The 8,588-nt window shown below is 52.4% G+C and carries 4 protein-coding genes, 2 tRNA genes and 3 rRNA genes; 6 read left to right on the top strand and 3 right to left on the bottom strand.

Translation table 11 applies throughout. From position 1 onward, the window contains the following. Nucleotides 1–64: 64 nt before the first annotated feature. A protein-coding gene (locus tag BB029_RS00045) for an IS3 family transposase (RefSeq protein WP_141696496.1) occupies nucleotides 65–1,227 on the top strand; the annotation gives its coding sequence in 2 pieces (ribosomal slippage) (nucleotides 65–317 and nucleotides 317–1,227; 1,164 coding nt in all). 107 nt (nucleotides 1,228–1,334) lie between these two features. On the opposite strand, the gene BB029_RS00040 is transcribed toward BB029_RS00045, so the two are convergent. The 3 genes from BB029_RS00040 to BB029_RS00030 all read right to left on the bottom strand — a co-directional run bounded on the left by BB029_RS00040 (nucleotide 1,335) and on the right by BB029_RS00030 (nucleotide 2,802). Further along, nucleotides 1,335–1,580: a colicin E3-like toxin immunity protein gene (locus tag BB029_RS00040; RefSeq protein ID WP_371856066.1), complete on the bottom strand. Its 246-nt coding sequence runs from the start codon at nucleotides 1,578–1,580 to the stop codon at nucleotides 1,335–1,337. Between the two features lie 496 nt (nucleotides 1,581–2,076). Next, nucleotides 2,077–2,448, bottom strand: a complete 372-nt coding sequence (locus BB029_RS00035) for a PH domain-containing protein (RefSeq protein ID WP_027607590.1) — start codon at nucleotides 2,446–2,448, stop codon at nucleotides 2,077–2,079. 24 nt (nucleotides 2,449–2,472) lie between these two features. Then, nucleotides 2,473–2,802: a hypothetical protein gene (locus BB029_RS00030; protein ID WP_065937839.1), complete on the bottom strand. Its 330-nt coding sequence runs from the start codon at nucleotides 2,800–2,802 to the stop codon at nucleotides 2,473–2,475. A gap of 602 nt (nucleotides 2,803–3,404) precedes the next feature. Here BB029_RS00030 and BB029_RS00025 point away from each other — a divergent pair. The 5 genes from BB029_RS00025 to rrf all read left to right on the top strand — a co-directional run. Continuing rightward, a 16S ribosomal RNA gene (locus tag BB029_RS00025) occupies nucleotides 3,405–4,941 on the top strand. 83 nt (nucleotides 4,942–5,024) lie between these two features. Further along, nucleotides 5,025–5,101, top strand: a tRNA-Ile gene (locus BB029_RS00020). Between the two features lie 30 nt (nucleotides 5,102–5,131). Next, nucleotides 5,132–5,207, top strand: a tRNA-Ala gene (locus tag BB029_RS00015). A gap of 249 nt (nucleotides 5,208–5,456) precedes the next feature. Further along, nucleotides 5,457–8,348, top strand: a 23S ribosomal RNA gene (locus BB029_RS00010). A gap of 152 nt (nucleotides 8,349–8,500) precedes the next feature. After that, nucleotides 8,501–8,588, top strand: a 5S ribosomal RNA gene (gene rrf / locus BB029_RS00005); the annotation flags it as partial.

Genomic DNA, 8,588 nt, shown 5'->3' with positions numbered 1-8,588 from the left:
TGTAGTGGTCTAATGAAACCGGACACCCATTTAGGCGAGAATGCTCGCCAGAACGAGGTGTCAGATGACCAAACAACGCCGTACCTTTTCCCCTGAATTCAAACGCGAGGCCGCCGACCTCGTTCTCAAGCAGGATTACAGCTTCATTGAGGCCAGCCGCTCGCTTGGTGTCGGGGAGTCGGCTTTGCGCCGATGGGTCGACCAGGTGCAACAAGAACGCACGGGCGTCACCCCGCAGAGCAAAGCGCTGACCCCGGAGCAGCAGAAAATCCAAGAGCTGGAAGCCCGAATTGCTCGCCTTGAGCGGGAAAAATCGATCTTAAAAAAGGCTACCGCGCTCTTGATGTCGGAAGATCTCGAGCGTTCGCGCTGATTGACCAGTTGAGCATCCACGAGCCGGTTGATTGGCTGTGCAAGGTGTTTGAAGTGACCCGCTCGTGCTACTACGCTCGGCGCCTCAGGCGCCGCACACCGGAAGTAGAACGCCTTCGATTGCGCAGTCGGGTGAACGAGTTGTTCACCCAAGGCCGCAGTGCTCCCGGTAGCCGTAGCATCATGGCCATGATGCAGGACGACGGCGAGCAGATCGGGCGATTCAAAGTGCGCAGCCTGATGCGCGAGCTGGAGTTGGTCAGCAAACAACCGGGATCGCACGCTTACAAAAAGGCGACGGTCGAGCGGCCCGACATTCCTAATATTTTGAACCGGGAGTTTGATGTGCCCACTCCTGACCACGTCTGGTGTGGCGATATCACTTACATCTGGGCTCAAGGGAAATGGCAGTATCTGGCGGTTGTCCTAGATCTTTTTGCCCGCCGTGTTGTGGGCTGGGCGTTGTCGGGAAAGCCGGATGCGGACTTGGTCATCAAGGCCTTGGACATGGCTTACGAGCAGCGAGGGAAGCCTCAAGGTCTGCTGTTCCACTCCGACCAGGGCTCGCAATATGGAAGCCGGAGTTTTCGTCAGCGCCTTTGGCGATATCGCATGCGTCAGAGCATGAGCCGGCGAGGAAATTGTTGGGATAACGCGCCGATGGAGCGGGTGTTCAGGAGCCTGAAAACCGAGTGGATACCGACCATGGGCTACACGACGGCCCAACAAGCTCAGCGGGATATCAGCCATTTTTTGATGCACCGGTACAACTGGATTCGACCGCACCAATTTAATGGTGGGCTGCCACCGGCTCAGGCCGAGAAAAAACTTAACGTCGTGTCCGGGATTAGTTGACCACTACACGTTTCCTTTTTCGTCCTCGTGGATGAAGTGAAAGCTAACTTCGTGGAGGCCTGCCTGAACGACAGTCTGCGCATGAAGATGAATTCTCTAAGTCTGTGTTATTCGTTTGCACCTTCGTAATCAAACGCGATGAAGTAGTCGCTTTCTGAAAGAGCAATTTCATGAGAGAAGTGTGTCTGTATCAGTGATAGCCATTCCCGCCGCAGTTCAAACATACCGTTATTGACGTCCTCGTCTATCGACAGTCCAAGTTTGGAAATCACGGAGTAGTCGTTTCCTAGGTCCGCTGAGTCCTCCGTTCCGCGTAGCCACTCTGTGGTTCTGTCGAACCATTCCAACCTCATTTTTAGTCCCATGTGTCCAATCGGCTTAATTCGTTGGCTAGTGTCGGAAAAGTAGACTGATGTTTGAGTCAGTCGCGCTGCTTCGATTATTTCGATTTTCGTTTGTTTCGTTTAGTGACTCAAATGTGGGAATTGTCTGTGAAGGCCGAGTTTTCAACTGGCATGACACTCACCGTATCCATGTCGACGAGAAGCCAGGCAGCAGGCAGCAGGTAGTGGTGGCGAGTGTGGCCAGGTAAGGCACGCGGCGATTTGCTCGCCGCATGGTTCAACGTTGCATCGGCGCGAAATCGAATGACCATAGGCCGCTGGCACGGTTTACTGTCACGTTCACTTCAGTGTCGGTGAAGCGTCAGCTGTTGACTGGGGGCTCCATTTATTTGATGAGGTTGCGTGTAGTCAGCGTCGGTTTACTTTTAGGTGATCGGGCTCGGTTCAACAGCGTGGGTGACGATCAATAGGCGTCATCGGTGATGCTCTGAAGCATGCCTGCTGATCAGCTCAGCAAGTGCTTGGAGATCAAGCGCGAGATTTCAACAATCGAGGTCTTGCCGGTGAATTCAAATTTCACTTTCCCCAACGACGAAAAGTAAATCTCCAGTTCCGAATCCAGATCAAACGTGCCGGACGTTTCCACCGAGTACGCGACGATGTTCTTGTACGGCAGCGAGGTGAAGTCCTTCTTGCTGCCTGTTATGCCTTGTACGTTCACTGCGATGATGCGTTTGGTGGTGAATACCACGCCGTCGCGCATGGCTTTGTAGGCGTCGATGACTTCTTCTCCGTCCAGCAGCAGGGCCGCGACGCGTTCGGCGTATTCGTTGTTTTGCTTGAGTTTGAAGAAGCCTTTGTTATTGAAGTCGATCATGTGAAGGTCCTTGTGGTGAGTCCGTTATTGAATGGCTTTAAGGTAGTCCTTCAGTGTCGCGAGCAGTGGCTTGAGTTCCTCCAGCGTGGAGGCTTGCTGTACGTCGGTAGACAACCGCTGCAGCTCACGTCCCAATACCGTATCGGCCCCACCCAAAGCGACCAATGCCTGCAGCACACACTCATCTATCTTCAACAGAATTCCCGGCAGATCTCCCTGTCGCACCAGCAACCCGAACACCTCCCGCTCATACCTATCCATCACCAGGTCGTCCCTCAACACCGGGCTGCCGCCGTCCTCCTCATGCACGAGCTTGAGTGCAAAGAGCGCAACAGCTTCCAGCGTCAATTCCATGGTCTCGGTTCCTCTGGGGTTGGGGGAGGGCGATGATCCCTGTTCTGGGCGTGAAAACAAAGACCCGATGCGTACCGGGCTCTCCTGCGGTATTAAAGAGTCGCCTGACTTCACGGGGACACCGGAGTGATCCTTGGCAGTCGCATCCCCTATTGGCCAAGTACACCTTCTATCTATATAGACGCAACGACGCGCGTCTTTTAAAGGAGGGCGTCGTTGCGTCGCGGTGTGGGCTCTTTGCTAAGGAAAAGATTTTTCAGGGCGGGGGTTGACCATGTAATTCAATGCTGTATTGTTCGCCTCCCGCTGACGAGAGATCGCAAGCGCAAGTGGTTGAAGTTGTTGAAGAAATCTTCGAAAGCTTCTGAAAATAATCACTTGACAGCAAATGAGGCTGCTGTAGAATGCGCGCCTCGGTTGAGACGAAAGCTCTTAACCAACCGCTCTTTAACAACTGAATCAAGCAATTCGTGTGGGTGCTTGTGGAGTCAGACTGATAGTCAACAAGATTATCAGCATCACAAGTTACTCCGCGAGAAATCAAAGAATAACCAACGATTGCTGAGCCAAGTTTAGGGTTTCTTAAAAACCCAAAGATGTTTGAACTGAAGAGTTTGATCATGGCTCAGATTGAACGCTGGCGGCAGGCCTAACACATGCAAGTCGAGCGGTAGAGAGAAGCTTGCTTCTCTTGAGAGCGGCGGACGGGTGAGTAATGCCTAGGAATCTGCCTGGTAGTGGGGGATAACGTTCGGAAACGGACGCTAATACCGCATACGTCCTACGGGAGAAAGCAGGGGACCTTCGGGCCTTGCGCTATCAGATGAGCCTAGGTCGGATTAGCTAGTTGGTGGGGTAATGGCTCACCAAGGCGACGATCCGTAACTGGTCTGAGAGGATGATCAGTCACACTGGAACTGAGACACGGTCCAGACTCCTACGGGAGGCAGCAGTGGGGAATATTGGACAATGGGCGAAAGCCTGATCCAGCCATGCCGCGTGTGTGAAGAAGGTCTTCGGATTGTAAAGCACTTTAAGTTGGGAGGAAGGGCCATTACCTAATACGTGATGGTTTTGACGTTACCGACAGAATAAGCACCGGCTAACTCTGTGCCAGCAGCCGCGGTAATACAGAGGGTGCAAGCGTTAATCGGAATTACTGGGCGTAAAGCGCGCGTAGGTGGTTTGTTAAGTTGGATGTGAAATCCCCGGGCTCAACCTGGGAACTGCATTCAAAACTGACTGACTAGAGTATGGTAGAGGGTGGTGGAATTTCCTGTGTAGCGGTGAAATGCGTAGATATAGGAAGGAACACCAGTGGCGAAGGCGACCACCTGGACTGATACTGACACTGAGGTGCGAAAGCGTGGGGAGCAAACAGGATTAGATACCCTGGTAGTCCACGCCGTAAACGATGTCAACTAGCCGTTGGGAGCCTTGAGCTCTTAGTGGCGCAGCTAACGCATTAAGTTGACCGCCTGGGGAGTACGGCCGCAAGGTTAAAACTCAAATGAATTGACGGGGGCCCGCACAAGCGGTGGAGCATGTGGTTTAATTCGAAGCAACGCGAAGAACCTTACCAGGCCTTGACATCCAATGAACTTTCCAGAGATGGATTGGTGCCTTCGGGAACATTGAGACAGGTGCTGCATGGCTGTCGTCAGCTCGTGTCGTGAGATGTTGGGTTAAGTCCCGTAACGAGCGCAACCCTTGTCCTTAGTTACCAGCACGTCATGGTGGGCACTCTAAGGAGACTGCCGGTGACAAACCGGAGGAAGGTGGGGATGACGTCAAGTCATCATGGCCCTTACGGCCTGGGCTACACACGTGCTACAATGGTCGGTACAGAGGGTTGCCAAGCCGCGAGGTGGAGCTAATCCCAGAAAACCGATCGTAGTCCGGATCGCAGTCTGCAACTCGACTGCGTGAAGTCGGAATCGCTAGTAATCGCGAATCAGAATGTCGCGGTGAATACGTTCCCGGGCCTTGTACACACCGCCCGTCACACCATGGGAGTGGGTTGCACCAGAAGTAGCTAGTCTAACCTTCGGGAGGACGGTTACCACGGTGTGATTCATGACTGGGGTGAAGTCGTAACAAGGTAGCCGTAGGGGAACCTGCGGCTGGATCACCTCCTTAATCGACGACATCAGCTGCTCCATAAGTTCCCACACGAATTGCTTGATTCATTGAAGAAGACGATAAAGAAGCAGCCCGAAATTGGGTCTGTAGCTCAGTTGGTTAGAGCGCACCCCTGATAAGGGTGAGGTCGGCAGTTCGAATCTGCCCAGACCCACCAATTTTGTGTGGGAAACGCCTGTAGAAATACGGGGCCATAGCTCAGCTGGGAGAGCGCCTGCCTTGCACGCAGGAGGTCAACGGTTCGATCCCGTTTGGCTCCACCACTACTGCTTCTGCGTTATGAAAGCTTAGAAATGAGCATTCCATCAGTATGATGGTGAATGTTGATTTCTAGTCTTTGATTAGATCGTTCTTTAAAAATTTGGGTATGTGATAGAAAGATAGACTGAACGTTACTTTCACTGGTAACGGATCAGGCTAAGGTAAAATTTGTGAGTGGCTCTTAATTGAGTATGATCGAATTTTCGGCGAATGTCGTCTTCACAGTATAACCAGATTGCTTGGGGTTATATGGTCAAGTGAAGAAGCGCATACGGTGGATGCCTTGGCAGTCAGAGGCGATGAAAGACGTGGTAGCCTGCGAAAAGCTTCGGGGAGTCGGCAAACAGACTTTGATCCGGAGATGTCTGAATGGGGGAACCCAGCCATCATAAGATGGTTATCTTGTACTGAATACATAGGTGCAAGAGGCGAACCAGGGGAACTGAAACATCTAAGTACCCTGAGGAAAAGAAATCAACCGAGATTCCCTTAGTAGTGGCGAGCGAACGGGGACTAGCCCTTAAGTGGCTTTGAGATTAGCGGAACGCTCTGGAAAGTGCGGCCATAGTGGGTGATAGCCCTGTACGCGAAAATCTCTTAGTCATGAAATCGAGTAGGACGGAGCACGAGAAACTTTGTCTGAATATGGGGGGACCATCCTCCAAGGCTAAATACTACTGACTGACCGATAGTGAACTAGTACCGTGAGGGAAAGGCGAAAAGAACCCCGGAGAGGGGAGTGAAATAGATCCTGAAACCGTATGCGTACAAGCAGTGGGAGCCCACTTTGTTGGGTGACTGCGTACCTTTTGTATAATGGGTCAGCGACTTATTTTCAGTGGCGAGCTTAACCGAATAGGGGAGGCGTAGCGAAAGCGAGTCTTAATAGGGCGTCTAGTCGCTGGGAATAGACCCGAAACCGGGCGATCTATCCATGGGCAGGTTGAAGGTTGGGTAACACTAACTGGAGGACCGAACCGACTACCGTTGAAAAGTTAGCGGATGACCTGTGGATCGGAGTGAAAGGCTAATCAAGCTCGGAGATAGCTGGTTCTCCTCGAAAGCTATTTAGGTAGCGCCTCATGTATCACTGTAGGGGGTAGAGCACTGTTTCGGCTAGGGGGTCATCCCGACTTACCAAACCGATGCAAACTCCGAATACCTACAAGTGCCGAGCATGGGAGACACACGGCGGGTGCTAACGTCCGTCGTGAAAAGGGAAACAACCCAGACCGTCAGCTAAGGTCCCAAAGTTATGGTTAAGTGGGAAACGATGTGGGAAGGCTTAGACAGCTAGGAGGTTGGCTTAGAAGCAGCCACCCTTTAAAGAAAGCGTAATAGCTCACTAGTCGAGTCGGCCTGCGCGGAAGATGTAACGGGGCTCAAACCATACACCGAAGCTACGGGTATCACGTAAGTGATGCGGTAGAGGAGCGTTCTGTAAGCCTGTGAAGGTGAGTTGAGAAGCTTGCTGGAGGTATCAGAAGTGCGAATGCTGACATGAGTAACGATAATGGGTGTGAAAAACACCCACGCCGAAAGACCAAGGTTTCCTGCGCAACGTTAATCGACGCAGGGTTAGTCGGTCCCTAAGGCGAGGCTGAAAAGCGTAGTCGATGGAAAACAGGTTAATATTCCTGTACTTCTGGTTATTGCGATGGAGGGACGGAGAAGGCTAGGCCAGCTTGGCGTTGGTTGTCCAAGTTTAAGGTGGTAGGCTGGAATCTTAGGTAAATCCGGGATTCTAAGGCCGAGAGCTGATGACGAGTTAACTTTTAGTTAACGAAGTGGTTGATGCCATGCTTCCAAGAAAAGCTTCTAAGCTTCAGGTAACCAGGAACCGTACCCCAAACCGACACAGGTGGTTGGGTAGAGAATACCAAGGCGCTTGAGAGAACTCGGGTGAAGGAACTAGGCAAAATGGCACCGTAACTTCGGGAGAAGGTGCGCCGGTGAGGGTGAAGGACTTGCTCCGTAAGCCCATGCCGGTCGAAGATACCAGGCCGCTGCGACTGTTTATTAAAAACACAGCACTCTGCAAACACGAAAGTGGACGTATAGGGTGTGACGCCTGCCCGGTGCCGGAAGGTTAATTGATGGGGTTAGCTAACGCGAAGCTCTTGATCGAAGCCCCGGTAAACGGCGGCCGTAACTATAACGGTCCTAAGGTAGCGAAATTCCTTGTCGGGTAAGTTCCGACCTGCACGAATGGCGTAACGATGGCGGCGCTGTCTCCACCCGAGACTCAGTGAAATTGAAATCGCTGTGAAGATGCAGTGTATCCGCGGCTAGACGGAAAGACCCCGTGAACCTTTACTATAGCTTTGCACTGGACTTTGAATTTGCTTGTGTAGGATAGGTGGGAGGCTTTGAAGCGTGGACGCCAGTCTGCGTGGAGCCAACCTTGAAATACCACCCTGGCAACTTTGAGGTTCTAACTCAGGTCCGTTATCCGGATCGAGGACAGTGTATGGTGGGTAGTTTGACTGGGGCGGTCTCCTCCTAAAGAGTAACGGAGGAGTACGAAGGTGCGCTCAGACCGGTCGGAAATCGGTCGTAGAGTATAAAGGCAAAAGCGCGCTTGACTGCGAGACAGACACGTCGAGCAGGTACGAAAGTAGGTCTTAGTGATCCGGTGGTTCTGTATGGAAGGGCCATCGCTCAACGGATAAAAGGTACTCCGGGGATAACAGGCTGATACCGCCCAAGAGTTCATATCGACGGCGGTGTTTGGCACCTCGATGTCGGCTCATCACATCCTGGGGCTGAAGCCGGTCCCAAGGGTATGGCTGTTCGCCATTTAAAGTGGTACGCGAGCTGGGTTTAGAACGTCGTGAGACAGTTCGGTCCCTATCTGCCGTGGACGTTTGAGATTTGAGAGGGGCTGCTCCTAGTACGAGAGGACCGGAGTGGACGAACCTCTGGTGTTCCGGTTGTCACGCCAGTGGCATTGCCGGGTAGCTATGTTCGGAATAGATAACCGCTGAAAGCATCTAAGCGGGAAACTAGCCTCAAGATGAGATCTCACTGGGACCTTGAGTCCCCTGAAGGGCCGTCGAAGACTACGACGTTGATAGGTTGGGTGTGTAAGCGCTGTGAGGCGTTGAGCTAACCAATACTAATTGCCCGTGAGGCTTGACCATATAACACCCAAGCAATTTGCGTCGAAAGGCCAGATTGCGGTGTGTGAAGACGCAATGAACCGAAAGTTCGAGATTTCACAAAACACCGACAGCTGTCACATACCCAATTTGCTGAAGCGAGGCCCGCTGGCCACGACTCAGTACCCGAATTTCTTGACGACCATAGAGCATTGGAACCACCTGATCCCATCCCGAACTCAGCAGTGAAACGATGCATCGCCGATGGTAGTGTGGGGTTTC

This window comes from Pseudomonas sp. S3E12, from assembly GCF_001702295.1.
In the GTDB taxonomy this organism is placed as follows: domain Bacteria; phylum Pseudomonadota; class Gammaproteobacteria; order Pseudomonadales; family Pseudomonadaceae; genus Aquipseudomonas; species Aquipseudomonas marginalis.
Note: the sequence above shows the minus strand (reverse complement) of the source record. Positions and strands in the feature narration are given on the sequence as shown.